The sequence below is a fragment of the Novosphingobium sp. fls2-241-R2A-195 genome (assembly GCF_030209485.1).
GTDB classification, from domain to species: Bacteria; Pseudomonadota; Alphaproteobacteria; order Sphingomonadales; family Sphingomonadaceae; genus Novosphingobium; species Novosphingobium resinovorum.
In genome coordinates, this window is sequence record NZ_JARVRY010000017.1 from 50,279 (window position 1) to 77,010 (window position 26,732).

Consider the following 26,732-nt stretch of genomic DNA (forward strand, 5'->3'; position numbering starts at 1 on the left):
TCATCCGGCCGCGAACTCCGGGCGGTCGAGGCGGAACAGCCGCGCTGCATTGCCGCCGACGATGGCCGCCTTGTCCACCTCGGAAATGTCGATGCCCTCGAACAGTTCGGCGATGACCTGCCGAGACCGGGGGAACGTGCCTTCGTGGTGCGGATAGTCCGCGCCCCACAGCAAGGCCGCCGTCCCGGTGACAGAACGCGACATGATCCCGGCACGATCCGTCTGGAACGAGCAGGCGACCTGCCGGGCGATGATCTCGCGCGGGGTCAGCGACAGCTTGGGCCGCACGAAGGACTGGTGCGCGTCGTAGACCTCGTCCATCCGCTCCGCGAGGGCCGCCAGCCAGCTCGCGCCGCCCTCGATCACGCAGACCTTGGCGCCGGGGAAGCGATCGAGCAGCCCGCCCGCGACCATGGCGCCGATTGTGATCATGCCGTCCGTCGCCTGGATCATGTAGTTCATCACCGCGCCGCCCGCGCCGCGAAAACTGCGCACGTCGTTGCGGCCGGTCCCGGTGTGCAGCGCGAAGACGATGCCAAGGCGCTGCGCGGCATCGAAGACCGGATCCCATGCCTCGCTGGTATATTGCGGAATGCCGGAATCGCGTTCGATCAGGCTGGGCAGCATGGCGGACGTGAAGCCGAGCGCGGCAAGGCGCTCCATCTCGGCGATCGTATTGCGAAAGTCGCGCACCGGCAGGATGCCGCAGCGCACGAACGAGCGCGTATGGTCCTTGAGCAGACCGTGCAGCCAGTCGTTGTAGACTTGCGCCGTGGCCAGTTCCGCCTCCGCGTTCTCGATCATGTAGGCGGTCAGGCCGAGGCTGGGGAACACGATCTCGGCATCGACACCGTCGAGGGCCATGTCCTGCAGACGGAACTCGACTTCCCGGTTGCCGCGCCGGTCCGGGCGGCCGAACGGATCCCCGTCAGGCCCCAGGCGTGGCGGCCCACGCTCGATGGGGGTTTTCTGCAGGACCTTGTCACCCGCCATCGACAGGATGAAATCATCCTGCTTCACCGCATGAAGACCGAAAGTGCGCAACGAGGGCGGCAGCCCTTCGCTGAACAGATCCGATGGCTCGACGAAATGTCCGTCGGCGCTGAATACGAAAGTCATCCCGCCCTCTCCCGAAAGCGGCCGCGCTGGCTATTCCCTTTTCCGAAAACCCGCTGATGATGCAGGCGCGACTGCACGCACCGGGTAATCCCCGGCAAATGCACCTCTCCCTGCCCTATCTGCTTGCTCCGCGCGGCCTGCTGCCTTGTATACGCCGAGAATTAGGCCGGGAGCGGTCACCGGGATAGCTGCGAAATTCGGAACACCCCTATCGACATAACCGATGGGTCAGGCGTTTTCGATAAGGTATCGGTCAAAAGCGGCGACCAAACGCCCCCGAGAGATTTTCCGCGGCCGGGCGAGGCTGAGCGCGCGGGTATAGGAAAAGCCGGATACAGCCAGTTGCACGAGCCGTCCTTGCTCCAGGTCGGTCCTCACCACTTCGTGTGACAGGCAACCGATGCCACCACCGGCGACCACAGCATCACGAATGCCCCAGTTGCTGGTGGATTCGAAAGCGACACGCAGTTGACCGATCTGCTCGTGCATCAGGTAGCGCAGGCGCGCGCATTCGGACGAGGCCGCTTCGCGCAGACACCATCGCTCTCCCGCCAGATCACCGATCGCCAGACCCTGCCTTCTCGCCAGCCGGTGATCAGGGGCGACGATGAGCACCATCTCGTCGGTGCGCCAGGGGGTCAGCTCGACACCGGGAACATCGGGGAAGTTCTCGATCACCGCAGTCTCCAGCTCGAACCGGCTGAGCCGCTCGAAGAGGTCCATGGTGGACTGGGATTCGACGCGGATCTGCACCTCGGGATGGTTGCGCATGAAGCCGACGCACAGTTGAGGCAGAATCGTCTCCGCCACCATTGGAGTCGCGCCCAGTACGAGCTGCCCGTTCAACGGGGCATCGTCCCGATCTCCTTCGATATCCTCGATCGTGCAAAGGACCGAACGAATGGTGGAACGCAGCCGTTTTCCTTCGTCGGTGATCTGAAGCGGCCGCCCCTTGGCATGAGCAAAGAGTTGCCGGCCAAGGATGATCTGCAGATCGGTCAAGGCGCTGCTTGCCGCGCTCTGGCTCATGTTCAGGCGGTTTGCCGCAGCGGTCACGCTGCCGGTTGCCGCAACCGCATCAAAAACCTGAAGTTGCCGGATCGATACCTTCATGTTGATGGAGTGCCGTTCGGCGCCCGCGCCGGCAAGGGATTTCACAAAGGCGAAGGCAGCTACTGGTTATGCGATGGCAAAGTCATCGGCGATGCGAATGCTCGTGGCAATGTCCCTCCGCCAGAGCGGCGATCATGGCCTGGGCATGGCCCATGCACGCAAGGAGTGTCCGTCGTTGGGCATACGATCACATCGCGGCCGGTTTCCAGTGAGCCTCGCGTAAAATCTGGAAAAATATGATGCGTCCGAAAAACCAAGATCTTCGGATACCTGCGCAATAGTCGCATTTGTGAACGCCAGAAGCCGCCGAGCCTCCAGAATCAAGCGGGCATGGATAAGCTCCGTCGGCGTACAACCCAAGCTGCGCTGACATGTCCGATTAAGGGTCTTCGCGGTGATACCCAGTCGCCGTGCATACCAGGAAACGCTGCAATGCTCTCGCAGGTGAGTTTCAATTAGCCGACGGAACGCCACAAGGCGTTCTTCGTCGAGCGTCTCGTCTTGAATGGGTAAAGGCAGAGACCTGACGAGCGCTTCGGCCAGAGCCATGAACATCGGTTGCGGTGCGCGCCAGTCTGCCTGACAATTGAGCAGTTCGTCACACAACCAAGACACCCGCGCGACGTTAGCCTCCGGTACGGTTCCGCAGGCACCTTGGGTAAGCAAGCGCAGCAGAGGATCGTTGCTACCTGTCGCGCGCGAGGTAAATCCCGCCGAGAGCGTCATCACATGCCCGGATGTCTCCGGCGTAAAGCGGAATCCGTGCACGCTGCCGATCGGCACGATCATGTAACAGGGGGCGCAAAGATGGCGCACCAGATCATCGCAGCGGAACTCAACCTGTCCGTTGGATAACAGCAGGGCCTGCACGCTGCGCAGATGGCGATGCGGCGAAATCTCCCAATCGTACAAGGCGCTGCGCGTCGCTATCGTTTCTATATGCGCGAATTCCGGGACATTATCGCCCGACTTCTCGCCATACAGGACGAAGCTGGGAATAGAACTATGCTGCATCGCCCTGTCCCAAAAGTACCTGTCATATGACCTTGCCGTCTCTTCCAGCAGAGGTCCGCCGCTGTCAATCCATGGCTATGCGAACGCGCCGAACCAGAGCGCGCCGCCCGTGGAGATTGCGCGATGAAGACACAGGTTGCAATTATTGGGGCAGGACCTGCGGGTCTATTGCTGGCACACCTTCTAAAAGCCGAAGGCGTGGATTGCATCGTGCTTGAACGCCAGACCGGGCCTTACATCCTGTCGCGCATCCGCGCCGGTGTGCTGGAACAGGTCACCGTCGGCCTTATGGAACGCCTTGGCCTCGATGCGCGCATGAAAGCGGAAGGCCTGCCGCATGACGGCTTCAACCTGGCCGACGGCGAACGGCTGATCCGCATCGACATCAAGGCCCTGACAGGCAAGCAGGTCATGGTCTATGGCCAGACCGAGCTGACCCGCGACCTGATGGAAGCCGCCGAACCGCGCGGCCTGGAGATAATCTACGAGGCCGCCGACGTCGCCCTGCATCATATCGAAAGCGACGCCCCTTTCGTGACCTACACCAAGAATGGCGCCGAGCACCGGGTCGATGCCCGCTTCATCATTGGATGCGACGGCTTCCACGGCCCATCACGTCAGACGATTCCCGCGTCTGTGGGCCGGACTTTCGAACGGGTCTATCCTTTCGGCTGGCTTGGTATTCTGGCCGACGTGCCTCCGTGTAACCATGAACTGATTTACGCGAACCATGATCGAGGTTTTGCACTCGCCTCCCAGCGCAGCAACGTGCGCAGCCGTTATTACATCGACGTTCCGGTAACCGAGAGGGTCGAGGACTGGAGCGACGAACGCATCTGGGATGAACTCAGCATCCGCCTGGGGCCCGAAGCGGCCGCACACATCACGCGCGGCGCCTCCATCGAGAAATCGATCGCGCCGCTACGGTCCTTCGTGTTCGAACCGATGCGCCATGGCAGCCTGCTCCTGTGCGGCGACGCTGCACATATCGTGCCGCCCACCGGCGCCAAGGGACTAAACCTTGCAGCCAGCGACGTTCACTATGCATCAGAGGCGCTGCTGGCGTTCTTCAAGAGCAACGATGGCGATGCGATCGCCGGATATTCCGAGAAAGCCCTCGCCCGCGTCTGGAAGGCAGAGCGTTTCAGTTGGTCGCTGACCAAGCTGATGCATCGCTTCCCCGATGACGGCGTCTTCGAACGCCGCATCCAGCTTGCGGAGCTGGACTATATCGCATCGAGCGATGCAGCGCAGCGCGTCATCGCGGAAAACTACGTTGGCCTCCCGGTCTGACGCGCCAAGAAAAAGCCCCGCCCGATCGATCCGGCGGGATCAAACTCGATTTACCCCGCTATGGCGTCGTGCACGATGGCCAGGGTATCCCGCAGTTGGGCAACCTTCACCTGCCCCGGCGCGGACGGATCACCCAGGGCGCCGAAGCTCAGCGCGGAACCGAACGCTTCCCCCGCCAGTCGCGACACGGCGCCGATACCACCCATCGCCATCGTTACCAGCGGCCGATCGCCGTGGTCGCGACGCATGATCCAGGTCGCTTCCAGCAGCCGCAGCAGGTCGCCGGCATCATGCGGCATTACCGCCAGCTTGCAGATATCCGCACCGAGCGCCTGCTGCCGGCGCAGCAGCGTAACCATGACCTCAACCGAAGGCGTGACCGCAAAATCGTGGTGCGACAGAATCACATGGCGTCCCATCGCCTGCACATCGGCCTTGAGCCTGGCCACTGCCGGATCGGACAACAAGGCGGCTTCGATGTCGATCAGGTCGCCTGCACCGCTTTTCAGAACCGCCTGATAGATGGCCGCGTACTCGGCCGGAGTGATGGCCTTCTGCCCGCCTTCGGCCTTGGTTCTGAACGTCACCACCAGCGGCTTGCCCTTGATGGCATCGGCCACCGGGCGCATCGTTGCCGCGACCGCCTGCGGATCGAGGGTGGCATCCAGAAAGTCGACCCGGTATTCCACGACGTCGACCTCGCTCATGCTGCCCAGCAGGCGCGCCCGCGACAGCACCGCATCGGGTGTAGTTTCGATCAGCGACACAATGGTCTTGGTACGACCGGCTCCGATCTCCACGTCACGAATCCGTATCGGCCGGAGCTGATTCGGTGCTTTCGGAGCAGGAGCCGCGGCCATCGCCGTAGCGCCGATAGTGGGCAGGATTCCTGCCGCTGCACCAAGGGCAAGAGCCTGGCGGCGCCGCATCAAAGGCATATTCAATCTCCGCAAGTGTCATGAACCGATCTTGTGGTCGGCATTCGTGTGTACTAAATGGTACATAACCTGATGGGAAGTCTCCTCGTTCCACTTTTTCACGTGCGGTCCGACGCGGGCCGGTGCATTGCGCCGAGCGGATCGCTATTGTCCCCTGGCGCGGCAATCGGATATGCAGGCCTATGCTGACGATCCGGCAGATAGAAATCTTCCACGCCGTGATGATCACCAAGACGGTGAGCGGCGCAGCGCGAATGCTGGGCACGTCGCAGCCAGGGCTGAGCCGCATGATCGGGCACATGGAAGACAAGCTGCGCTTCCGCCTGTTCGACCGAACGCGCGGCCGCCTGCTGCCCACCCCCGAAGCGCAGGCGCTGTTCCGGGAAGTGGAGCAGGTCTTCAAGGGCTTCAGCGACCTCGAACACGTGGTGCAGCGGCTGGCCAAGGGTGTCGACCGGACGTTCCGGGTCGGTGCATCGCCCTCGCTTGGGCATTCGGTGGTGCCGCAGATGCTTTCGCGGCTGACGGGCAACTACCCCGACGTCACCATCCAGTTCGACGTGCTTTCGGTGGAGCAGGCGGTCGACTGGCTGGCCCTGCAGCGCGGCGACTATGCCTTGAGCGTCTTTCCCATCGACCATCCCAACGTGCTGTCCAGCCGCATCGGCAGCGGCCGCATGGTCTGCGCCGTCCCGGCGGGGCACCGGCTTGCGGACCGGAGCCATATCGCCCTTGCCGATATGCACGGCGAACGAATCCAGTCCTTCCGCAAGGAAACGCCGCACGGCCAGATCATCGCTCGAATGTACGAAGAAGCGGGCGAGGTACTGGACGTGGCGACTTACGTGCGCTTCGCCGAGACGGCCGTAGCCTTCGTTGCCAACGGCATGGGGGTAGCGCTGGTTGACAGCTTCACCGCGATGCAGCCCCATGCCGACACCGTGCGCTTCCTGGAATTCGAGCATCCCGGCACCCTGCCCGTCTACATAAGCCGAAATCTGGAAACGGCACGGACGCTGGTTGGCGAAACGTTCGAAGAGATCGCGCGCAACATTCTCCTGGCTTTGCCGCGATCTGCGACGCATTCCCACCCATAACATAAGGGCATGCCGAACATCGTTGCGTGGTGTGCGAGAATTACGCTGTTGCCGTTACGACATGATCGGTAAGGCCCGACTGACGCTGTTCAATGACCGGGCGAGCACAGGCGCAAAGCAAGCGCCGTGAAGAGGATGGAAAAGAGCGTTACCATGGCAAGTTATTCCGCCTCGGGGTCGGTTTCCGTCCGCCCCTACGTCACCGTGCAGGGCCAGTCCTCAAGCGTGAAGGAACTGTCCGGCGACGACCGATGGTCTGCCCGGCAGGTGCTCATCGTGGCGATCTGCTTCATGCTCAACATGCTGGACGGCATGGACGTGCTGATCCTGTCGTACATCGCACCCGCATTGTCTGTGGACTGGCGGATCAGCCCCGAGAGCCTCGGCGTCGTCTTCAGCGCAAGCCTCGCAGGCATGGCCGCCGGCGGCCTGCTGGTGGCTCCGCTGGCCGACAGGTTCGGGCGGCGCAAGCTTATCCTTGCCTCGCTGGTCATGATGGCCGCCGCCATGTTCGGCTCGGGGTTGGCAAGCTCGATCACCGAACTGCTGATTAGCCGCTTCATCGTCGGCATCGGCATCGGCACCGTCCTCGCCAGCATGGCGGCCCTGACGGCCGAATATGCTCCCGCCCGTCACCGCACCTTCGCCGTGGGCTTCCTGCAGGCCGGATACCCCGTCGGCGCGACCCTGACGGGCTTTCTCGTCGCCCAGCACATCGAGGCGCACGGGTGGCAGGCCATGCTGCTGGGCGCGGCGACGCTGTGCCTGCTGTTGATCCCGCTCGTCTTTGCCTTCCTGCCGGAATCGGTGGAGTTCCTGCTCTCCCGGCAGCCTGCGAACGCACTGCAGCGGGCCAATCGCCTGCTCGTCGTCATCGGCCGCGCTCCGCTTGAAGCCCTGCCGGAGCGCAAGAGCGCCCAGGCCGAGCACGTCGGGCTGCGCGGCCTCCTCAGCGAGGGGCGCGCGGCGAGCACCATGCTGTTGTGGCTGGCGATCACGTTCAGCTTCATGACGCTCTATTTCGTCATCAGCTGGATCCCCAAGCTCGCCGTCGAAGCGGGCCTCCCGGCCAAGGACGCGATCTATGCCGGGGCCATCTTCAACATCGGCGCCTTCGTCGGCATTTCGCTGCTGAGCTACGTAGCCATGCGCTTCGACCTGCGCCGCCTCATCCTGGGTTACATGTTGCTGGCGGCGGTTGCCCTGGTAGTGTTCGGCGCCGTGTCGATGCCGCTGGCCGCGACACTGCTGACCGCATTCCTCATCGGCGTCTTCGTGCAGGGAGGGTTCAACGGCTGCTATCCGCTGGCGACCAGCCTCTATCCAGCCGAGGCACGCAGCACCGGCATCGGCTGGGCCATGGGCATAGGCCGCATCGGCGCCGTGATCGGCCCGATGCTGGGAGGGTTTCTGCTGGCAGAGAAGGTCTCCCTTCCCGTCATCTTCACGGTGTTTGCAGTACCGGTCGTGCTGGCGGGCTTCTGCGCCTCGCTGATCCGCCTGCCCGGCCAGCGCTGAACTGAAAAACAAGAGCCCCATCTGCCAAACGGCGGACGGGGCTCTTGCCTATTTACTCCGCCCCTGCTGTCGCCGCGCGATAGCGGTTCTGCGCGGCAAGCCGGACACCGGCATTGGGCGCTCCGTACCCGACATAGGCAGGTGCCCGTTCGACGAACTCGAAGAAGAACAGCTTGTCAAAAGCCCGGCTGTACAACTGCCGGTATGCATTGCCTTCCAGATCCTCGTCGTAAAGCATCCCGGCCTGCACCATCCCTGCCAGCACTTCGTCCGTCAGTCCGAAGCGGGCGGCCAGATCGTCATAATAGTTCGCCGGAATATCAAGCATCGCAGCGCCGCGTGCCTGAAGCGCCTGGGCGGTGGCGCACAGATCGTCGCTGGCCAGGGCAACGTGCTGGAAGCCGCCGCCTAGCCCCTGCGCCAGGAAACGCGACGAGAGCGTCTCGCGCGCATCGGAGGCATTGAGGGTCAGGCGGAAGGCGCCGTCGGGCGACTGCAGGGCCTGACTGTGGACCAGTCCGGCCGGATCGATGACGTCCTGCGCATCACGGCCTTCCAGCCCGAACAGGGCGCGCCAATAGAGCTGCCAGGACAGGAACTCGTCATTGTGGACGACCGCTGCGAGGTGATCGATGCCCCGCACCGCCGTGTCGCCCTGCGCGGCGGAGACATCCGCCGACTCGAACTCCCGCGCCCACAGCGCCTCAGCGCCGGCGTCCTCGACAAGGTAGACAAGGCTGCCGCCGACGCCTCGCAAGGCGGGCATCGCCATGCGCCCCGGACGGCCTTCCGGTTTATAGGCGCGAATGCCCAGAGCGGCGGCGCGATCCATCACCGCCTGCGCGTCGTTCACCCGCACGCCGATCGCGCAGATCGAGGTGCCGTGCACGATTCGATAGGACTGTGCGAAGCCCTTCGGCTCGGCATTGACGACCAGATTGACCTCACCCTGACGCCATCGCGTCACCTTCTTGGTGCGGTGCGTGCCCGTCCTTGCGAAGCCCAGTTCGGCGAAGGTTTCGCCCAGCCGTGCCACGTCTTCCGACCCGGCGGTGAATTCCACGAACTCGGCCCGCATCGGTGCCTGGGCGGCGGGCATCGCCGTCGGACGGCCCAATACGCGAAGGGCGGCGTCGCGGACATATTCGAGCGAGCGATGCCCGTCTTGCGCGATCAGCCTGGTGGAGATCGAACGGAAGCGGTCGTTGAATATCTCCAGCGACAGCGGCCCTTCATAGCCGGTGCGCAGGATCTCCGCGACGTAGTTGGTCAGGTCGAAACCGCCCTGCCCCGGAAGATTGCGGAAATGGCGGCTCCAGTAGAGCAGGTCCATGTCCAGCAGCGGCGCGTCGGCCAACTGGACATAGACGATCTTGTCGCCCGCGATGTCGCGGATGCTGTCATTGGGAATGCCGCGCGACAGCGAGTGGAAGCTGTCAAGAATGATGCCGATCGAGGGGTGATCCACCTCCTTCACGATCGACCATACATCGCGATGATCGTTGACGTGCCGCCCCCAGGCCAGCGCTTCGTAGCCGACGAGGATGCCGCGCCGGGCGGCCCGCTCGCCCAGTTCGCGGAAATCGTCGACGATGCGCTGCCGATCGCCGAGCGAGGCGGGCGAGCAGTTCGAGCACACCAAGATGCGATCCGTGCCCAGTGCCTCCATCACGTCGAACTTGCGTTCCGCGCGGTCCAGCGCCCGCTGCCGCAGGGCACCGGGCATGCCTTCGAAATCCCGGAACGGCTGATAGAGCGAACAGGACAGCCCGGCATCCTCCATCAGCCTGCGGACCTGCTGCGGACGCAGCGCAGAACCTATCAGGTCGTTCTCGAATATCTCGACGCTCTGGAAACCCGCTTGCGCGGCAGCGGCCAGCTTTTCTTCAAGAGTGCCGCGCAGCGACACGGTGGCAATGGCATTGTGCATCGGATGCTCCGCTGGACATGGTGTACTCCATATCTGCGCAGCAGGGCATGACTTTAAGCGGTTGCGGAGCCGTCTTTCATAGCATTTGGTTATACCCGCCGGATCGCTCCGGCGGGCAATACCGTCAAAGTTCTTCGGGCCAGTAAAGCCGCATGGGATTGGTCACCAGCAGCTTGTGCTGCAATTCCGGTGTCGGGGCGATGCGCGGGATCATGTCGACCAGATTCCCGTCGTCCGGGATAGCATCCTGCATGTTGGGGTGCGGCCAGTCGGTGCCCCAGAGCACGCGATCCTGATAATCCGAGACCAGCGGCGCCACGGCATTCGCAAAGGCGTTCCACGGATCGCCGGCCGGGTCGAGGCGGTCCGGACAGGTCGCCTTGAACCAGATATCGTCACGGCTATCGAGCAAGGCGCGGAAGGCTTTCATGTCAGCACCATGCGGCCCTTGCCGGACATCGGGACGGCCCATGTGATCGATCACCAGCGGCACCGGAAGCGCATCCATGAAGGGGCGCAGTTCCTCGAGAATGTCGGCCTCGAAGTAGATTACGACATGCCAGCCTTCGGGAAGGCGCCCGGCCACTTCGAGGAACTTGTCCTTGGGCGCGTCATCGACAAGACGCTTAAGGAAGTTGAACCGAATGCCGCGAATGCCACCTTCGTGCAGCGCGGCAAGGTCTGCCTCAGAAATCGCCGGATCGACCACCGCGACCCCGCGGGCCTTGCCATTGCTCTTCACGATGGCGTCGAGCGTGGCTGCATTGTCCGTGCCGTGGCAGCTTGCCTGCACGATCACGTTGCGCGCAAAACCCAGGTGATCGCGCAAGGCGAACAGCATATCCGGCCCGGCGTCCTCGGGCAGATACTTCGCCTTGGCACTGAACGGGAACTGCGCCATCGGTCCGAAGACATGGCAATGCGCGTCGATCGCGCCCGCCGGCGGAGTGTAGAGCGGCTTCGAGGGCGCGCCGTGCCAGGAAACGATACGATCAGACATAGACAATCCCATCCATCAGCTTGCGCGCAGTGCGCAGCAGGGCCGCACTGACGACGGCGCCGCTTTCGTCGGTTTCAAGTACGCAGGTCATCTCGCCGGTGGGGTGCTCGACCGAGAGGGTCTTGCGTGCGCCTGCCGGCGTCGCCGCGACCTCGGCGGCGGGCGAGCCTTCAAGCAGGCACGCGGTCGCCACCGACACCGCCCCCAGCACGCCGATCGTGGCATGGGCACGGTGCGGGATGAAGCTGCGGACGGTGACCGCCCCGCCGTTCCTTGGCGGCGCGACGAGCATCATCTTGGGTACGGACTTGTCGGTCACGTCGCCCAGATTCATCCGCTCGCCCACGGCAAGCCGGATCGCCTCGATCCGCGCCTTGAGCTGCGTGTCGGCATCCAGCGTGTCGCGATCCTCATAACCGGTGATCCCCACGTCCTTCGCCTTGAGCACCACGCAGGGCATGCCGTTGTCGATCAGGGTTACCGGCACGCCGTTCACCACGTCGACCGCATTGCCGGTCGGCAACAGCGCGCCGCACGAGGAACCGGCGGTGTCGCGAAACTCCAGCGGCACCGGAGCATGGGTGCCGGGCACCCCGTCGATCGCGGCTTCGCCCTTGTAGGTGACCTTGCCCCCCGGCGTTTGTACGGTAGCGACGGCGACCTGCCCGGTGTTCTCCATATAGATCGCCACCGGCGTCTCATCGCCAGTGGCGGCCACCAGCCCGCGTTCGATCGCGAAAGGGCCGATCCCGGCCAGAATGTTGCCGCAGTTCTGCGCGTCGGTCACGACCGCCTTATCGACGAAGACCTGCAGGAACAGGTAATCGACGTCGATCCCATCCCGTGCGGATTTCGCGACGACCGCCACCTTGCTGGTCAGCGGATCGGCACCGCCCATGCCGTCGATCTGGCGCGGATCGGGCGAGCCCATCACGTCCAGCAGGAAGGCATCGCGCGCGGACGGTTCGGCGGGCAGGTCGTCCTTCAGGAAGTACCCGCCCTTGGACGTGCCCCCGCGCATCCACATGCAGGGAGCGCTGACGGAAGGGTCAGACATACTTCAGACCTTCCTTCTCCAGACGCTCCCGCATCTTGTACATGTCGAGGCCAAGGACGCCGCTGGCCAGCTTCTCGCGCTTTTCGCCTTCATTGGCTTCGCGGGCCTGCGCGGCGGCCAGAACTTCGGCTGCCTTTTCACGCGGGACGACGCAGACGCCGTCGTCGTCGGCCACGATCACGTCACCCGGCTGCACGGCGGCATTGGCGCAGACCACGGGCACGTTGACCGAGCCCAGCGTGTTCTTGACGGTGCCCTGCGCATAGACCGCCTTGGACCAGACGGGGAAGTTCATCTCCGTCAGGTCGCGCACATCGCGCACGCCGGCGTCGATGATCAGGCCACGGCAGCCGCGCGCCTGCGCGCTGGTGGCGAGAAGGTCGCCGAAATAGCCGTCCTCGCAAGGGCTGGTCGGGGCGAGGAGCAGAATGTCGCCGTCCTTGAGCTGCTCGATGGCGACATGGACCATCCAGTTGTCGCCCGGTGCCGCACTGATAGTCACCGCCGAGCCGGCGATGCGCGCGCCATTGTAGATCGGCCGCATATAGCTGGCGAGCAGACCCGTGCGGCCCTGCGCTTCGTGAACGGTTGCCACGCCGCACCTGGCGAGACCGTCGATCACGGCCGGGTCAGCGCGCTCGATGTTCTGGACGACGATACCACTCATGACATGCACTCCTAGTTTTGCACCGAGATGGCGAAGCCGCCGTCGCAACGGAAAGAGAACTTTGGAAAGTGCGATTGGATTTGGCTAAGAGTGACCGCATGGACATCTGGACGCTGAACCTTCGGCACCTTCATGCGGTGGAGCGAATTGCCCGGTTGGGAACGGTCAATGCCGCCGCCAGCGCGGTCAACCTAAGCCAGCCCGCAATAACACAGGCGCTGGGCCGGCTGGAGGACACGCTGGGCCTGCCACTGTTCGAGCGTCGCCATGACGGCATGATCCCGACCCGCGCGGGCGAGATCCTTGCCCCCCGCATCGCCGCCGCGCTGGCTCATATACGGAGCCCGCACGTCACCATGTCGCGGATGCGCGCGATGCTGGCAGTGGCGGAGACGGGCAGCTACACCGGCGCCAGCCAGGCGACCGGGCTATCGATCCCATCGATCCACCGCGCCGTCAGCGATCTGTCGCTGGCGCTGCGCCGCACGCTGGTGAGCCGCCGGGGCAAGTTCGCGATCACGACCGATGCAGGCAATCAACTGGCGCGCGAGTTTCGCCTGTCTCAGGTCGAACTGGAAGCGGGACTGTCCGAAGTCATGGCCCTGCGCGGGCACGAAACACGGCGCATCGCCATCGGCGCCATGCCGCTGTCCCGCGCGCGCATCCTGCCTGCCGCCGTCGCCCGCTTTCTTGCGCGAAGGCCACAGGTTCGCCTCACCATCGTCGAAGGATCGCGCGCCGAACTCGTCGAACCGCTGCGCAGCGGCGTGATCGACCTCATGGTGGGCGCCCTGCGCGAACCGCTGACCGAGCCTGACCTCGCCCAGCATCGCCTGTTCGACGACGTTCCGGCCTTCTACGCAAGGCACGGCCATCCCCTGGCGGACACGGACCCGACCGGCGCGGACATGGCGCGGTTCCCCTTCACGCTGGCCCCGCGCGGAACCCCGCTGCGCGACAGTTTCGAAGGCTATTTCACGGACCTCGGCCTGCCCCTGCCGCCGGTTCCGATCGAATCGGGATCGGTGATGATGATCCGGCAGGTCCTGATGGGCACCGACTTCATCACCCTGCTTTCCCCCGATCAGGTATCCGTGGAAGTCGAGGCCGGATGGCTGCGCCCGCTGGCGCGCCTGCCCGAACGATTCGCCCGTACAATCGGCATGACGACCCGCGCCTCCCTCCTTCCCACCGAGGTCCAGTCGGAGTTTTTTGCCGATCTCGAAGCCGCCGCACGCGATTGCGGACTTACACAGACTTAGCGCAGTCTTATAACTCTTCGCGAGTTCCGATTTGCGACCGAACGGCACTCAACGGCACTTAAGCCGCCATGAGAGGCACCATAGGCATCATCGGGTTTCGCGAAGCCGGGGCGACGTTCGCCAAAGCAGCGTCATGGCAGGAACGCGCGCTCGTATTCGATATTGCTAAGTCCCGATTGGCCACCATGACCGAGCTTGGCGTCATGCCGTGCCGGGACATGGGCGAGGCCGTGACGGGGGCAGCCATCGTCCTTTCACTCGTCACCGCCGACCAGGCGCTGCAGGTCGCGCGGGAATGCGCCGGGCTCATCGCGCCCGAAGCTCTCTTCTGCGACATGAACTCCATCGCTCCCGGCACCAAGCGGGAAGCCGCGCGCGCTTTCGCGGACGCGGGCAGGCGCTATGTCGATGTCGCAGTGATGGCCCCGGTCAACCCGGCCCGCATGGCCGTGCCGCTGAACATCTCCGGCCCCGATGCGCAGGAGGCTGAAAGCCGCTTGCGCGACGCGGGCTTTACCAGAACCACTGTCGTCGGCGATGCCATCGGCCGGGCCTCCGCGATCAAGCTGGTGCGCTCGGTCATGGTCAAGGGGCTGGAAGCGCTCACCGCCGAGATGATGCTGGCCGCCCATGCCGAGGATGTGGCCGAGGCCGTGCTCGCCTCGCTCGACGCCAGCGAGAAGACGATTTCCTGGGCGACACGCGCCGACTACAATCTCGACCGCATGCTCGTCCACGGCCGCCGCCGCGCCGCAGAGATGGCCGAGGCCGCGCAGATGCTGCGCGATCTGGGCATCGATCCGCTCATGACCCAGGGCACCGTCACCCGCCAGCAGGCGCTGGGAGACGTCGGGGCTGAATTCACCATCGAATCGCTGCCGGAAGGCTTCACCGCGAAGCTTGCGGCCATTACCGCCACACCCAAGGGAGAGAACTGAGCCATGTCGCTCGTCATCGACTGTCACGGTCACTACACCGTCCTGCCCAAGGCCCACGATGCCTGGCGCGAGGCCCAGATCGCCGCGTTCAAGGCCGGCGAGCCGATCCCGCCCTACCCCGAGATTTCCGACGAGGAAATCCGCGAGACGATCGAGCAGAACCAGCTGAAGCTGATCAAGGAACGCGGGGCGGATCTGACGATCTTCTCCCCCCGCGCATCGGCCATGGCGCACCATGTCGGCGATCAGGCGATCTCCGAGGAGTGGGCCTTCCACTGCAACAACCTGATCGCCCGCGTGGTCGCGATGTTCCCCGAAACGTTCGTGGGCGTCTGCATGCTGCCTCAGTCGCCCAAGGCGGACCTCACCGCCTCGATCAAGGAACTGCGCCGCTGCGTGGAGGAACTGGGCTTCATCGGCTGCAACCTCAACCCCGATCCGGGCGGCGGCCATTTCGAGCACCCGCCGCTGACCGACGAATACTGGTTCCCGATCTACGAGGTCATGTCGGAACTGGACGTACCGGCGATGATCCACGTTTCGGGTTCGTGCAACCCGGCGATGCACGCGACCGGCGGCTTCTACATCGCGGCGGACACCGTAGCCTTCATGCAGCTGATGCAGGGCGACCTCTTCGCGATGTTCCCGAAGCTGCGCTTCATCATCCCGCACGGCGGCGGCGCGGTGCCCTACCACTGGGGCCGCTATCGGGGCCTTGCCGACATGCTGAAGAAGCCCAGCCTTGACGAGTACATCATGAACAACGTGTTCTTCGACACGTGCGTCTACCACCAGCCCGGCATCGACCTGCTGGCCGACGTGATCGCCAACAAGAACATCCTGTTCGGCTCGGAGATGGTCGGCGCGGTGCGCGGCATCGATCCGCAGACGGGCCACTATTTCGACGACACCAAGCGCTATGTCGATGCGCTCGACATCAGCGACGAGGAGCGTCACGCGATCTTCGAAGGCAACACCCGCAAGGTCTTCCCGCGCCTCGACGCGAAGCTGAAGGAACGCGGCCTGTGACCGAAAAGGCTGTGATCGGCCCACGGGACATTCACGAATATCTTGGCGAGTTCGACGATATCCCCGGTACGCGCGTCTACACTGCCGCGCGCGCCCGGCAGGGCTACCATCTGAACCAGTTCGCGATGAGCCTGATGAAAGCAGAGAACCGCACCCGCTGGCTGGCGGACGAGCGCGCCTACCTGAACGAATGGCCGATGACCGACGACCAGAAGGAAGCCGTGCTCGCCCGCGACTACAACCGGTTGCTCGATCTTGGCGGCAACATCTACTTCCTGTCCAAGGTCTTCTCGACCGACGGCCTCAGCTTCCTGCAGGCGGTCTCGACGATGACCGGTATGAGCGTCGATGAATACAAAGCCATGATGGATGCCGGCGGCCGTTCGCCCGAAGGCGTACGCTCGATCAAAGGAAACTGTTGAAATGGCCCGCATAACCGCAGGCATCGCCTCCAGCCATGTGCCGCTTCTGGGTGTCGCCGCCGATACCGGCAAGGACCGGGACGCCTATTTCGGCCCGATCTTCGCAGGCTACGACTGGACGCGAGAGTGGATCGCGAAGCCCGAGAACAAGCCCGACGTCGTGATCCTGGTCTACAACGACCACGCATCGGCGTTCGACATGAAGATCATCCCGACTTTCGCGATCGGCTGCGGCGAACGCTACAAGCCCGCCGACGAAGGCTGGGGACCGCGCAAGGTGCCGGACGTCGAAGGCCACCCGGACCTCGCCTGGCACATCGCCCAAAGCCTGATCCTCGACGAATTCGACATGACGATCATCAACGAGATGGACGTCGATCATGGCCTGACCGTGCCGCTGACGATGATGTACGGCGCGCCCGAGAACTGGCCCGCCAAGGTCATCCCGCTGGCCGTCAACGTGGTCACGTATCCGCCGCCCTCGGGCAACCGCTGCTGGGCGCTGGGCGAGGCGATCGCCCGCGCCGTGCAGTCTTTCGAGGGTGAGGATCTCAACGTCCAGATCTGGGGCACCGGCGGCATGAGCCACCAGCTTCAGGGGCCGCGCGCCGGGCTGATCAATGCCGAATGGGACAACATGTTCCTCGACGGCATGGTCGGCTCCACGCAGAAGCTGCGCACGATCCCGCACATCGAATACCTGCGTGAAACCGGCTCCGAAGGTATCGAGATGGTGATGTGGCTGATCATGCGCGGCGCGCTGGGCCGCGAAACCAGGGCGCTGCACCGCCATTACCACGTTCCGTGCTCCAATACCGCGATCGGGCATCTCGTGCTCGAACCGGTGGATGGCACGGTGCCGCCCAGCCCGACGCTGGAAGGCAACAACGCGGCAGCCCAATCCGCGATCTGAATTTCGTTCGTTACATTTCATCCATTCCTTGGGAGAATACCATGCGCATAGCCCTCGTGGGCGCCGGTGCTTTCGGTGAAAAGCACCTCGACGGCCTCAAGAACATCGACGGCGTGGAAATCGCCTCGGTCATCAGCCGCTCCGCCGAGCAGGCCGCCGAAGTCGCCGCCAAGTACGGCGCGCCGCATTCCGGCACCGATCTGGCCGAAGCACTGGCCCTGCCCGATGTGGACGCGGTGATCCTGTGCACTCCCACCCAGATGCACGCCGAACAGGCGATTGCCTGCATGAACGCGGGCAAGCACGTTCAGGTGGAAATCCCGCTGTCGGACAGTTGGGCCGATGCTGAAGCAGTCGTCGCCAAGCAGCAGGAAACCGGCCTCGTCTGCATGGTCGGCCACACCCGCCGCTTCAACCCTTCGCACCAGTACGTGCACAACAGGATCGCCGCCGGCGAACTGACGCTGCAGCAGCTTGACGTGCAGACCTATTTCTTCCGCCGCAAGAACATCAACGCCAAGGGCCAGCCGCGGTCCTGGACCGACCACCTGCTGTGGCACCACGCCGCGCACACGATCGACCTGTTCGCCTACCAGTCGGGCAAGATCGTCGCCGCCAACGTGCTGCAAGGGCCGAAGCACCCCGAACTGGGCATCGCTCTGGACATGTCGATCCAGCTCAAGGCGGAAACCGGTGCGATCTGCACCCTCTCGCTGTCGTTCAACAACGACGGCCCGCTGGGCACCTTCTTCCGCTACATCGGCGATAACGGCACGTATATCGCGCGCTACGACGACCTTGTGAACGGCAAGGAAGAACCGATCGACCTGACCGGCGTCACCGTTTCGAACAACGGCATCGAACTGCAGGACCGCGAATTCATCGCCGCGATCCGCGAAGGGCGCGAGCCGAACTCGTCGGTCGGCAAGGTGCTCGACTGCTACCGCGTGATCGGCGAACTGGCCGCCAGCCTCGAAGCGCAGGACGGCTGGTCCTGACGGCACGGCGCATCCGCATGGGACGTAGCCCGATGATCGCAACCGGCATCCGTTCCTGAGCCATGCAAGCACCGTGACCATTTATGGTCGCGGTGCTTCAGGCACGCAGCGAGGCCACACGGCGCGCCATAAAGCGATCATCCAGGCACAGGCGCCATGGAAATGAAGCGGCAATCGCTCTCCTTCATGCATCAGCGGACGGTGAAGCCGTAGCTGCCCTCGATGCGGTGCTGGTCGGCGCCGGCCGCGTGCCAGGTCAGGATGTAAGTGCCGGTCGGAAGGGGGCGCGGCAGTGCCGCCGTCACGGCCCTGCCCTTGGCCCTGGCGACGATGCCTTTGATCGGCATCGGTTTATGATCGGCCATTCCGGGCATACCGGTCATGACAAGATCGAACCCTGACAGCGGCGCAACGAGGTCTTCGGAGAAGTTGAGGACGATCGAGGTCGGCCTGGTCACGGCGGATTTCGCCGCCGGGGTCGCGCTCAACAGCTCGGGATGGGCGAACGCCGCGGCGGGCAGGACTGCCATGGACAGGCCGATGGCGGCCGCAGGGACAGCAAGGCGCATCGCAAGGTTTCCTCATTCGATCCGGACGAACCAGCTTGTCCGGATTTACATGAGGTCATACGCAAGGTCCGGCGCGATCCCTCTCATGCGTCGCGAAATTTTTACGGGGCGAGGGATGCGGCGATTTGCCGCGTATGAGCAGTGAGCCCGACGGCGTGTGGACGTGTGAAAGGAGCGAAGGCTTGGACGATCTGGATCGCATGTTTGCACAACTGCGCGACGAACCCGTGCCAATGGCCCTTGGCACGCTCGATGGCAAAGTCATGGCCGGGCTGGCGGCAGGGCGCGAGCGATGGGCGCTTCACAGATCCCTCCTGCTTGCCTGCGTTGTCGCCGGCGGAGTCGGTTTGTGGGGCGGCCTTTCGGGCAGTGCCGGACCGGATGGTGCGCGTGAGCATGCCTACGTCCACGAGGACACACTGCTTGGCCTGCCCGCTGCGGCGCCTTCGCACTTGCTGGTGTCCTGAGGGATGGGAAACGTCTCCCGCTATTGTCTGGTCGCGTTGCTGGCATTCCTTGTCGCACTCGGTGCGCTCTGGCTGGGGCAGCGGCTGCGGGAACCGGAACCGCAAGAGAGCCGGATTCATGTGGTTCTTCATCGCGAACTGAATCTCGATCCAGCTCAGATGGAGCGTATCGAACTGCTGGAGAAGGGCTTCGCCTCCCGGCGGGCGCGCCTCGAAACGGAATTGCTGGCGGCCAATTCCGATCTCGCGGCCGCTATCGCACACGAACACGCCTATGGTCCGGATGTCGAGAAAGCGGTTGATCACTCTCACGTGGCGATGGGCGAACTTCAGAAGGCAACATTGCAGCACATCTTCGCGATGCGCGCCGTCCTGCGCGCCGACCAGACCGGCCGTTTCGATACGGCAGTGGCAGAGGCGCTGACGTCCCCGCCGCAGGACTGATCTGCCAGTGACCGGCGCACGACAGAGCCGCATTGATGCACGCGGCGACGCGAAGGGAGACGAGTCCCGCGCCGTCGCGCTCGCGCTTGCCGGTGGGCAGGCCGGGTTCGATACGCTGATGGCTGGGCACCGCAGCGCCGTGTTCCGCGTGGTGCGTGGCCATGTGGGCAATGATGCCGATGCCCTCGACGTCACGCAGGAGAGCTTCGTCGCAGCCTTCCTCGCGCTGCGCCGCTATGATCCGGCGCGGTCGTTCCGGGCATGGGTACTGCGGATCGCCCTCAACAAGTGCCGCGACTGGGCACGGCGGCGAGCGGTACGGCGGTTCCTGTCCCTCGCCCTGCCGATGGAGCATGCCCTGGCAGTCGCCGATACCGCACAAGAACCTGAAGCAGCGCTGGCGTCGCGCCGCGAGGTCGATCGCATTCATGCCGCCCTGGCCGCGCTCCCCGATACCCTGAAAGAGCCGATGCTGCTCTGCGCGATCGAGGGTCTGGCTCAGGACGAAGCGGCTGCGATACTCGGCATCAGCCGCAAGGCCGTCGAGACACGCATCTACCGTGCCCGGCAGAAATTGTCATATTTGATAGAGGGATAGCGGCGGGATTTGGTGAGGGGCATCGAAGCGTCCATCTTTCGGAAACCGGCAGGTCCGGCAGATCGACAGACCCCGATCACCACGAACCCCGCCGGAGCCCTGCTTCATAACCAACGTCTTTGCGCGTCTGAGGAGCAGGATGCCTTTCCCACCGCGCGGCCGACGATTTGCTCGGAATTCATTGCGAATTCTCAGACAATTCCGGCCCCCAGCCCTACCGCCGCGCGTTCCTGCGCCTTGCGGTCGCGCCAGCGGCTTTCGCGATAGACGCCCAGCACGTCCGCCGCGCCGCCCGCATCGATGCGTGCCTTCGCGAGAATCGGAGAAACGTCCACGTTGTAGGCCCGGCGCAGGGCCTGGAAGGCCATCATCGTGTCGTTCGCTTCCTGCGCCAGATGCAACGCCTCTCGGTCGACCAGCAGTGCCTTGGCGTAGCACGATCCGATCGCCTCGGCCGAAGACAGCATGGATTCGATCGGGTCGGTAACGTTGTGCGACTGGTCGATCATGTAGCTGGGGTTGAAGCCATCACGCGGGGCCAGTTCGGCCTCGACCAGTTCGTTGAACACCAGGAACAGCTGGTGCGGATTGATCGAGCCGGAATCGAGGTCGTCGTCGCCGTACTTGCTGTCGTTGAAGTGGAAGCCGCCGAGCTTGCCGAACCGGTGCAGGCGCGCCACGATCTGCTCGATGTTGACGTTGGGCGCATGGTGGCCAAGATCGACGAGGCACTTGGCCTTGGGGCCAAGCTCCTGCGCGGCAAGGATCGAGGAACCCCAGTCGCTGATGACGGTGGAATAGAACGCGGGCTCGAACATCTTGTGCTCCAGCAACATCCGCCAGTCGTCCGGCAGCGCGGCGTAGACCTCGCTCGCAGCGTCGAGATAGCGGTCGAGGCTGCGGCCGAGATCCTGCTGGCCGGGGAAGTTGGTGCCGTCGCCCACCCACACCGTCAGGTCGGTAGAGCCGAGGTGGCGGCCGATCTCGATGCACTCGATGTTGTGCTCCACGGCCTGAGCCCGCGTCGCCTCGATGGTCGAGGAGAGCGAGCCGGTGGCATACGTCTGCGCCTGCCCCTTCTGGTCCTGGAACGTGTTCGAGTTCACCGCATCGAAGCCCAGGCCGAGGCTCGCCGCCTCCTCGCGCAGACCCTTGTAGTCGCTGACCTTGTCCCACGGAAAATGCGGGCTGACGCGCGGGGTCAGGCGCGAAAGCTGGTTGATGACCGCGCAGTCCTCCAGCTTCTCATGGATATTGGTGGGCTCGCCGGGGATGGGGAACTTGGCGAAACGGGTGCCGCCGCGCCCCGCGCCCCATGTCGGCACCGCCACGGAGAAGCCCGCAACCTTGTCCCTGATCGCATCGATGGCGATGCCCGAACGCTCCAGCTTGCGGCCCAGCGAGGCGTAATCGTCTTCCAGCGCCTCGGCGGCGCGGGCATTGGCTTCCGCGATCAGTTCGGCGGAAATCGGCAGGTTCGTCATTGTCTCTTATCCTCTTCCCGTCGCGATCAGCGCGTGAACGCCTGGGCGTTGCCCGCATCGACGTTAATCATGTTGCCGGTGGACTTGGCGGACTGGTCGCCCGCCAGGAAGTACACCGCCTCGGCAATGTCGCCAGGCAGCACGTCGCGCTTGAGCATGGAGCGCTGGCGGTAATGTTCCTCCAGTTCCTTGCCGGTGTCGATACCGTGGGCGCCCGCGCGCTCCTTGCGCCAGTCGCCGTCCCAGATGCGGCTGCCCTTGATGACGGCGTCGGGGTTGACGACGTTGACGCGGATGCCGTGCGGCGCCCCCTCCAGCGCCAGACAGCGCGCAAGGTGGTTGGCCGCCGCCTTGGCCGAGGCATAGGCGCTGGCATTGGTAGCGGCGGCGACGCCGTTCTTCGAGCCGATGAAGACGACGCTGGTGCCGCCCTGTTCCTTCATCGCCTTGAGCAGCGGCCACGCGGCCCGGCTGGTCAGGAAATAGCCCTGCGCCAGAACGTCGTAGTTGCGGTTCCATAGCGCGATGGTGGTCTCCTCGATCGGCGCCGAAGAGGCGATGCCCGCATTGGCGACGAGGATGTCGAGCCCGCCGAATTCACGCGCGGCAAAGGCGAAAGCCTCGGCGACCTGCGCCTCGTCCGTCACGTCGCATACGACGGAGCGCACCACGTCCTTGCCGAACTGCCTGGCGAAACCGGCGCGCACGTCCTCGACGACGGCGCCGTCGCGGTCGGCGAGAACCACGCAGGCGCCCTCGGCCATCAGCCGCGCCGCGCTCGCCGCGCCGATGCCGCCCGCACCGCCGGTCACCAGCGCGACGCGGCCGACCAAGGGCTTGGGCGCGGGCATGCGCTGCAGCTTGGCTTCCTCGAGCAGCCAGTACTCGATGTCGAAGGCTTCCTGTTCATCGAGCGCGATATAGTCGCCGATCGCCTCGGCCCCGCGCATGACATTGATGGCGTTGCCGTAGAACTCGCCGGCGAGGCGCGCGGTGGTCTTGTCGGTGGCGAACGTGATGCGCCCGACGCCCGGCACCAGCACCACGACCGGATTGGCATCGCGCATCGCGGGCGAGTTCGGACGCTTGCAGCGCTCGTAATAGGCAGCATAGAGGTCGCGGTAATCGGCGATCTTCTGCGCCAGGTAGGCGTCATCCTGCAACCGCGCCGGGTCGAGCGTCAATGGCGCGATCTTGGTACGCAGGAAGTGATCGGGGCACGAGGTCCCGAGGTCAGCGAGGCGCTGGAAGTCGGCCGAATTCACGAACTCGAGCGCTTCGGCATCGTCGGAATAGTGGCCGACCTTGCGCCGCGCTCCGGTCATCAGGCCGCGCAGGCGGGGCATGAGATCGGCCGCGATTGCCGCGCGGTCCCCGGCGGTTTCATAAGCCGCACCGCCGAACGCGGGCTTCCCGGCAAGGCCCGCATTGAGGTAGGCGGCAGCGTCGGCGATCAGTTCGACGGTGTGTTCGTAGCAGGCCTTCGCGCTGTCCGCCCAGCAGATGATGCCGTGGCCCGCGAGCATTACGCCTTCGACGCCGGGGTTGGCCGCCACGAAGTCACGCAGTTGCACGCCCAGCGTATAGCCGGGGCGCTTCCACGCCAGCCAGCCGATCCGGCCGCCCCAGATCGCCTGCGTCGCCGCCTCCCCGCCGGAGCTGGCGGCAAGCGCGATGATCGCGTCCGGGTGGACGTGATCGACATGCGCGAAAGGCAGCAGCGAATGGAGCGGCGTGTCGATCGACGCCGCGCGGCCGTTCAGGTTGAAAGTGCAGTGCGGCAGGTAGCCGACCATCTTGTCGTCGTCGTCCGGGCCGCCGTAGTGCTGTTCGAGGCCAAGCAGCTTGTCCTGATAGAGCGTCGCGAATCCATCGAGCTTCATCGAGCCGATGTCGCCGCCCGAGCCCTTCACCCACAGGACTTCCACCGTCTGTCCGGTCAGCGGATCGACCTCCTGCAGCTTGGCGGAGGTGTTGCCGCCGCCGAAGTTGGTGACAGTCAGGTCGGAACCCAGCAGGTTGGAGCGGTAGAGCAGCAGTTGGGCAGGAGAAAGAGACGCCGCGACCGAGTCGTCCCACCGGCTGGTCGGCACGGCAAAGGTTAGCGCATCAGCGGATGCGGGGGCTGTGATCGTATCCATGGACACCCTCTGACATTTCCTCTTTTCATGTTCAATCTGACTCGATACTAATCGCTCATAAGCAATCAATCAACACCATGTTCGGGCAGATCGCTGCCTGGTTGAAAATGGCGGCGGAGAGAATGGCAGGAACAGGCGCTTACATCGTCGTCGATATCGGCAAGACCCTCAGCAAGGTGTCGCTGTGGTGCCGTTATGGTACCCTTGTGTGCCGCCAGGTGCGCCCCAACCCGGTCCATGAAATCGACGGGATTCGCCGCCTCGACGCCGAGGGAATCGGCGACTGGCTGCGCGCAACCTTGCGTGAATGGGCAGGCCATCCGGTCGAGGTGATCATCCCCGTGGCCCATGGCGCCGCCTTCGCCGCGATCGCAGAAGACGGGCTGCTTTTCGCCCCGCTCGACTACGAACAGCCGATCCCGAGCGACGTCATGGCCGCCTACCGAGCCGAGCGCGACGCGCTCGCCGTGACCGGCTCCCCCGCCCTGCCCGACGGTCTCAACATGGGCGCGCAGATCTGGTGGATGGCGCAGCGCCACCCCGAGGCGATGGCGCGGGCGACGCTGGTGCCCTGGGCGCAATACTGGGCCTGGTTCCTTACCGGCCGGGCGGTCAGCGAAGTGACCAGCCTCGGCTGCCACTCGGACCTCTGGGCCCCCGGCGAAGCGCGCTTCTCCCCGATGGCCGAGCGCCTCGGCTGGGCCGAGCGCTTTGCCCCCGTGGTCGGCGCAGGCGAGGTCGTGGGCACCCTGCGCCCCGAACTCGCGGCCGAGACCGGCTTGCCCGCGAGTGCGCAAGTGCTTGCCGGACTTCACGATTCGAACGCCGCGCTGCTCGCCGCGCGCGGCTTCGCGCAGATCGCGCGGCAGGAGGCGACGATCCTTTCCACCGGCACATGGTTCATCGCCATGCGCCTTGCCGCCGAGCCTTTCGCCATCGCCTCGCTGCCCGAAGGGCGCGACACGCTGGTCAACGTCGATGCCTATGGCGCGCCCGTGCCCTCGGCCCGTTTCATGGGCGGGCGCGAGATCGAGACGGTCATCCAGCTCGACACCCGCCGCATCGACATCAAGCCCGACCAGCCCCGCCTGATGGCCGAAGTCCCGGCGCTGCTGCGCCGCCGCACGATGATGATGCCCACGCTCGCGCCCGGCTTCGGCCCCTATCCCGACAGCGAGGCGCGCTGGGTCAACGCGCCGGTCGAGTGGCAGGGAACCTGGTACGCCCGGCGCGCGGCGATCTGCCTTTACGCCGCGCTGGTGGCGGATACCGCGCTCGACCTGATCGGTTCGAAGGACCGGCTGCTGATCGAGGGGCGCTTTTCCGAGGCCGAGGTCTTCGTGCGCGCGCTCGCCGCGCTGCGCCCGGACACCCGGGTCTTCCTCGCCAATGCCCATAACGACGTCTCGTTCGGCGCGCTGCGCCTGATCGACCCGTCGCTCGAAGCGGGCGGCGAACTTATCTGCGTCGAACCGCTGGAAGGCGACCTCTTCGGCTACCGCGACGCCTGGCGCGAGGCCGTGGCGAAGGCTCCCGCAGGACTGACCGCATGATCACCGCCTCGATCCCCGACTTTCGCGAAGCCGCACGCCGCACGCTGCCACGCTTCCTGTTCGAATACATCGACGGCGGCTCCTATGCCGAGGCGACGCTGCGTCGCAACGTCTCCGACCTTGCCGAACTCGCCCTGCGCCAGCGCGTGCTGCGCGACGTCTCGGCGCTGGACCTGTCGACGCAGCTGTTCGGCCAGAAGCTGGCCCTGCCCCTTGCATTGGCCCCGATCGGGCTGGCCGGGCTCTACGCCCGGCGCGGCGAGACGCAGGCGGTGCGGGCGGCGCAGAACGCCGGCGTTCCCTTCACACTCTCCACGGTGGGCGCCTGCACCATCGGCGAAGTCGCCAGGGCTGCGGACCGGCCGTTCTGGTTCCAGCTCTACATGATCCGCGACCGCGCCTTCATGAAGGACCTGCTGGCGCAGGCGGTCGAGGCGGGCTGCTCCACCCTCGTCTTCACCGTCGACATGCCGGTCCCCGGCAGCCGCTATCGCGATTACCACACCGGCCTTGCCGGATCCGGCGGCATAAAGGGCGCGCTCTGGCGCTTTGCGCAGGCCACCGCCCGGCCCGGCTGGGCATGGGATGTCGGGATCAACGGCCGCCCCCACACGCTCGGCAACGTCGCCCCGGTGCTGCAGGGCAGGACCGGGATCGAGGACTTCTTCGCCTGGATGCGAAACAATTTCGACCCCTCGATCAACTGGCGTGACCTCGATTTCATCCGCTCCGAATGGAAGGGGCCGCTGATCATCAAGGGCATTCTCGACCCGGACGACGCGCGCGAAGCCACAGAGCTGGGCGCGGACGGCATCGTCGTCTCCAACCACGGCGGGCGGCAGCTCGACGGCGTGCTTTCCAGCGCCCGCGCCCTGCCCCCGATCGTCGATGCGGTGGGAGACCGCCTGACCGTGCTGGCCGACGGCGGCATCCGCTCCGGTCTCGACGTGGTGCGGATGCTGGCGCTGGGCGCCAAGGGCGTGCTGCTGGGCCGCGCCTGGGCCTGGGCGCTCGCGGCCGGAGGAGAAGCAGGCGTCACGAAGATGCTCAAGCTGATCGAGGCCGAAATGCGCGTTGCCATGGCGCTCACCGGCACCACCCGCATCGACCAGATCGACCGCAACTGCCTGGCGGCCACCCGATAACATACATCAAGAGAGGATCACGA

Annotated in this window: 25 protein-coding genes; 14 read left to right on the forward strand and 11 right to left on the reverse strand. The window is 64.9% G+C overall.

All coding sequences use genetic code 11. The annotated features are described in order from the left end of the window. The 3 genes from QRN25_RS13715 to QRN25_RS13725 all read right to left on the reverse strand — a co-directional run bounded on the left by QRN25_RS13715 (position 1) and on the right by QRN25_RS13725 (position 3,246). A complete protein-coding gene (locus tag QRN25_RS13715) occupies positions 1-1,119 on the reverse strand; it encodes an amidohydrolase family protein (protein ID WP_285019912.1) in 1,119 nt (372 codons plus the stop codon). Positions 1,120-1,347: 228 nt separating this feature from the next. After that, positions 1,348-2,232, reverse strand: coding sequence for a LysR family transcriptional regulator (locus tag QRN25_RS13720; protein WP_285019913.1), 885 nt, complete (start codon positions 2,230-2,232; stop codon positions 1,348-1,350). A gap of 132 nt (positions 2,233-2,364) precedes the next feature. After that, positions 2,365-3,246 (reverse strand): helix-turn-helix domain-containing protein, encoded by an 882-nt coding sequence (locus QRN25_RS13725; RefSeq protein ID WP_271183018.1) that lies wholly within the window; start codon positions 3,244-3,246, stop codon positions 2,365-2,367. Between the two features lie 123 nt (positions 3,247-3,369). On the opposite strand from QRN25_RS13725, the gene pobA reads away from it, so the two are divergent. After that, a complete protein-coding gene (gene pobA / locus QRN25_RS13730; RefSeq protein ID WP_285019914.1) occupies positions 3,370-4,539 on the forward strand; it encodes a 4-hydroxybenzoate 3-monooxygenase in 1,170 nt (389 codons plus the stop codon). 50 nt (positions 4,540-4,589) lie between these two features. Here the strand turns inward: pobA and aroD are convergent, their stop codons facing one another. Next, positions 4,590-5,477, reverse strand: a complete 888-nt coding sequence (gene aroD / locus QRN25_RS13735) for a type I 3-dehydroquinate dehydratase (RefSeq protein WP_285019915.1) — start codon at positions 5,475-5,477, stop codon at positions 4,590-4,592. A 182-nt stretch (positions 5,478-5,659) separates the two neighbouring features. On the opposite strand from aroD, the gene QRN25_RS13740 reads away from it, so the two are divergent. Together QRN25_RS13740 and QRN25_RS13745 are read left to right on the forward strand one after the other, a co-directional pair. After that, on the forward strand, positions 5,660-6,574 hold the full coding sequence (locus QRN25_RS13740; protein WP_271183021.1) for a LysR family transcriptional regulator: 915 nt from the start codon (positions 5,660-5,662) through the stop codon (positions 6,572-6,574). Positions 6,575-6,727: 153 nt separating this feature from the next. Beyond that, positions 6,728-8,092: an MFS transporter gene (locus QRN25_RS13745; protein ID WP_285019916.1), complete on the forward strand. Its 1,365-nt coding sequence runs from the start codon at positions 6,728-6,730 to the stop codon at positions 8,090-8,092. A gap of 52 nt (positions 8,093-8,144) precedes the next feature. Here QRN25_RS13745 and QRN25_RS13750 read toward each other — a convergent pair whose 3' ends face one another. From QRN25_RS13750 to ligK, 4 genes are all read right to left on the reverse strand, one after another. Further along, positions 8,145-10,022, reverse strand: coding sequence for a bifunctional sugar phosphate isomerase/epimerase/4-hydroxyphenylpyruvate dioxygenase family protein (locus QRN25_RS13750; protein WP_285019917.1), 1,878 nt, complete (start codon positions 10,020-10,022; stop codon positions 8,145-8,147). 124 nt (positions 10,023-10,146) lie between these two features. Then, complete coding sequence (locus QRN25_RS13755) at positions 10,147-11,022, reverse strand: amidohydrolase family protein (protein WP_502910467.1); 876 nt, start codon at positions 11,020-11,022, stop codon at positions 10,147-10,149. Continuing rightward, on the reverse strand, positions 11,015-12,079 hold the full coding sequence (locus QRN25_RS13760) for a 4-oxalomesaconate tautomerase (protein WP_285019919.1): 1,065 nt from the start codon (positions 12,077-12,079) through the stop codon (positions 11,015-11,017). Before QRN25_RS13760 ends, QRN25_RS13755 begins: the two co-directional genes overlap by 8 nt. Beyond that, positions 12,072-12,746: a 4-carboxy-4-hydroxy-2-oxoadipate aldolase/oxaloacetate decarboxylase gene (gene ligK / locus QRN25_RS13765; protein WP_271183026.1), complete on the reverse strand. Its 675-nt coding sequence runs from the start codon at positions 12,744-12,746 to the stop codon at positions 12,072-12,074. Before ligK ends, QRN25_RS13760 begins: the two co-directional genes overlap by 8 nt. 98 nt (positions 12,747-12,844) lie before the next feature. Here ligK and QRN25_RS13770 point away from each other — a divergent pair, with 98 nt between their 5' ends. From QRN25_RS13770 to QRN25_RS13795, 6 genes are all read left to right on the forward strand, one after another. Continuing rightward, the gene (locus QRN25_RS13770; RefSeq protein WP_285019920.1) at positions 12,845-14,008 is read left to right on the forward strand and encodes a LysR substrate-binding domain-containing protein; all 1,164 of its coding nucleotides are present in this window, start codon (positions 12,845-12,847) and stop codon (positions 14,006-14,008) included. Between the two features lie 68 nt (positions 14,009-14,076). Further along, complete coding sequence (locus tag QRN25_RS13775; RefSeq protein ID WP_285019921.1) at positions 14,077-14,946, forward strand: NAD(P)-dependent oxidoreductase; 870 nt, start codon at positions 14,077-14,079, stop codon at positions 14,944-14,946. Positions 14,947-14,949: 3 nt separating this feature from the next. Continuing rightward, on the forward strand, positions 14,950-15,975 hold the full coding sequence (locus QRN25_RS13780; RefSeq protein WP_285019922.1) for an amidohydrolase family protein: 1,026 nt from the start codon (positions 14,950-14,952) through the stop codon (positions 15,973-15,975). A gap of 11 nt (positions 15,976-15,986) precedes the next feature. Further along, a complete protein-coding gene (gene ligA, locus QRN25_RS13785) occupies positions 15,987-16,397 on the forward strand; it encodes a protocatechuate 4,5-dioxygenase subunit alpha (RefSeq protein WP_285020031.1) in 411 nt (136 codons plus the stop codon). A gap of 1 nt (position 16,398) precedes the next feature. Next, on the forward strand, positions 16,399-17,310 hold the full coding sequence (locus QRN25_RS13790; RefSeq protein WP_271183030.1) for a class III extradiol dioxygenase subunit beta: 912 nt from the start codon (positions 16,399-16,401) through the stop codon (positions 17,308-17,310). A gap of 41 nt (positions 17,311-17,351) precedes the next feature. Continuing rightward, positions 17,352-18,308 carry a Gfo/Idh/MocA family oxidoreductase gene (locus tag QRN25_RS13795; RefSeq protein WP_285019923.1) on the forward strand — a complete coding sequence of 319 codons (957 nt, stop codon included), beginning with the start codon at positions 17,352-17,354 and terminating at the stop codon, positions 18,306-18,308. A gap of 191 nt (positions 18,309-18,499) precedes the next feature. Here QRN25_RS13795 and copC read toward each other — a convergent pair whose 3' ends face one another. Then, positions 18,500-18,877: a copper homeostasis periplasmic binding protein CopC gene (copC, locus tag QRN25_RS13800; RefSeq protein WP_285019924.1), complete on the reverse strand. Its 378-nt coding sequence runs from the start codon at positions 18,875-18,877 to the stop codon at positions 18,500-18,502. Positions 18,878-19,059: 182 nt separating this feature from the next. On the opposite strand from copC, the gene QRN25_RS13805 reads away from it, so the two are divergent. From QRN25_RS13805 to QRN25_RS13815, 3 genes are read left to right on the forward strand one after another with little or no spacing between them, the layout of a single operon-like run. Next, positions 19,060-19,344 carry a BRCT domain-containing protein gene (locus QRN25_RS13805; RefSeq protein WP_271183032.1) on the forward strand — a complete coding sequence of 95 codons (285 nt, stop codon included), beginning with the start codon at positions 19,060-19,062 and terminating at the stop codon, positions 19,342-19,344. 3 nt (positions 19,345-19,347) lie between these two features. Further along, complete coding sequence (locus QRN25_RS13810; protein WP_271183033.1) at positions 19,348-19,788, forward strand: periplasmic heavy metal sensor; 441 nt, start codon at positions 19,348-19,350, stop codon at positions 19,786-19,788. Positions 19,789-19,795: 7 nt separating this feature from the next. Then, positions 19,796-20,386 (forward strand): RNA polymerase sigma factor, encoded by a 591-nt coding sequence (locus QRN25_RS13815; protein ID WP_285019925.1) that lies wholly within the window; start codon positions 19,796-19,798, stop codon positions 20,384-20,386. Positions 20,387-20,577: 191 nt separating this feature from the next. On the opposite strand, the gene QRN25_RS13820 is transcribed toward QRN25_RS13815, so the two are convergent. Together QRN25_RS13820 and QRN25_RS13825 are read right to left on the reverse strand one after the other, a co-directional pair. Continuing rightward, positions 20,578-21,870, reverse strand: coding sequence for a sugar isomerase (locus QRN25_RS13820; protein WP_285019926.1), 1,293 nt, complete (start codon positions 21,868-21,870; stop codon positions 20,578-20,580). Between the two features lie 26 nt (positions 21,871-21,896). Continuing rightward, positions 21,897-24,011: a bifunctional rhamnulose-1-phosphate aldolase/short-chain dehydrogenase gene (locus QRN25_RS13825; RefSeq protein WP_285019927.1), complete on the reverse strand. Its 2,115-nt coding sequence runs from the start codon at positions 24,009-24,011 to the stop codon at positions 21,897-21,899. Positions 24,012-24,133: 122 nt separating this feature from the next. On the opposite strand from QRN25_RS13825, the gene QRN25_RS13830 reads away from it, so the two are divergent. Together QRN25_RS13830 and lldD are read left to right on the forward strand one after the other, a co-directional pair. Further along, positions 24,134-25,564, forward strand: a complete 1,431-nt coding sequence (locus QRN25_RS13830; protein ID WP_285019928.1) for an FGGY-family carbohydrate kinase — start codon at positions 24,134-24,136, stop codon at positions 25,562-25,564. Continuing rightward, positions 25,561-26,709 carry an FMN-dependent L-lactate dehydrogenase LldD gene (gene lldD, locus QRN25_RS13835; RefSeq protein WP_285019929.1) on the forward strand — a complete coding sequence of 383 codons (1,149 nt, stop codon included), beginning with the start codon at positions 25,561-25,563 and terminating at the stop codon, positions 26,707-26,709. The genes QRN25_RS13830 and lldD overlap by 4 nt, the downstream gene beginning before the upstream one ends. Positions 26,710-26,732: the final 23 nt, after the last annotated feature.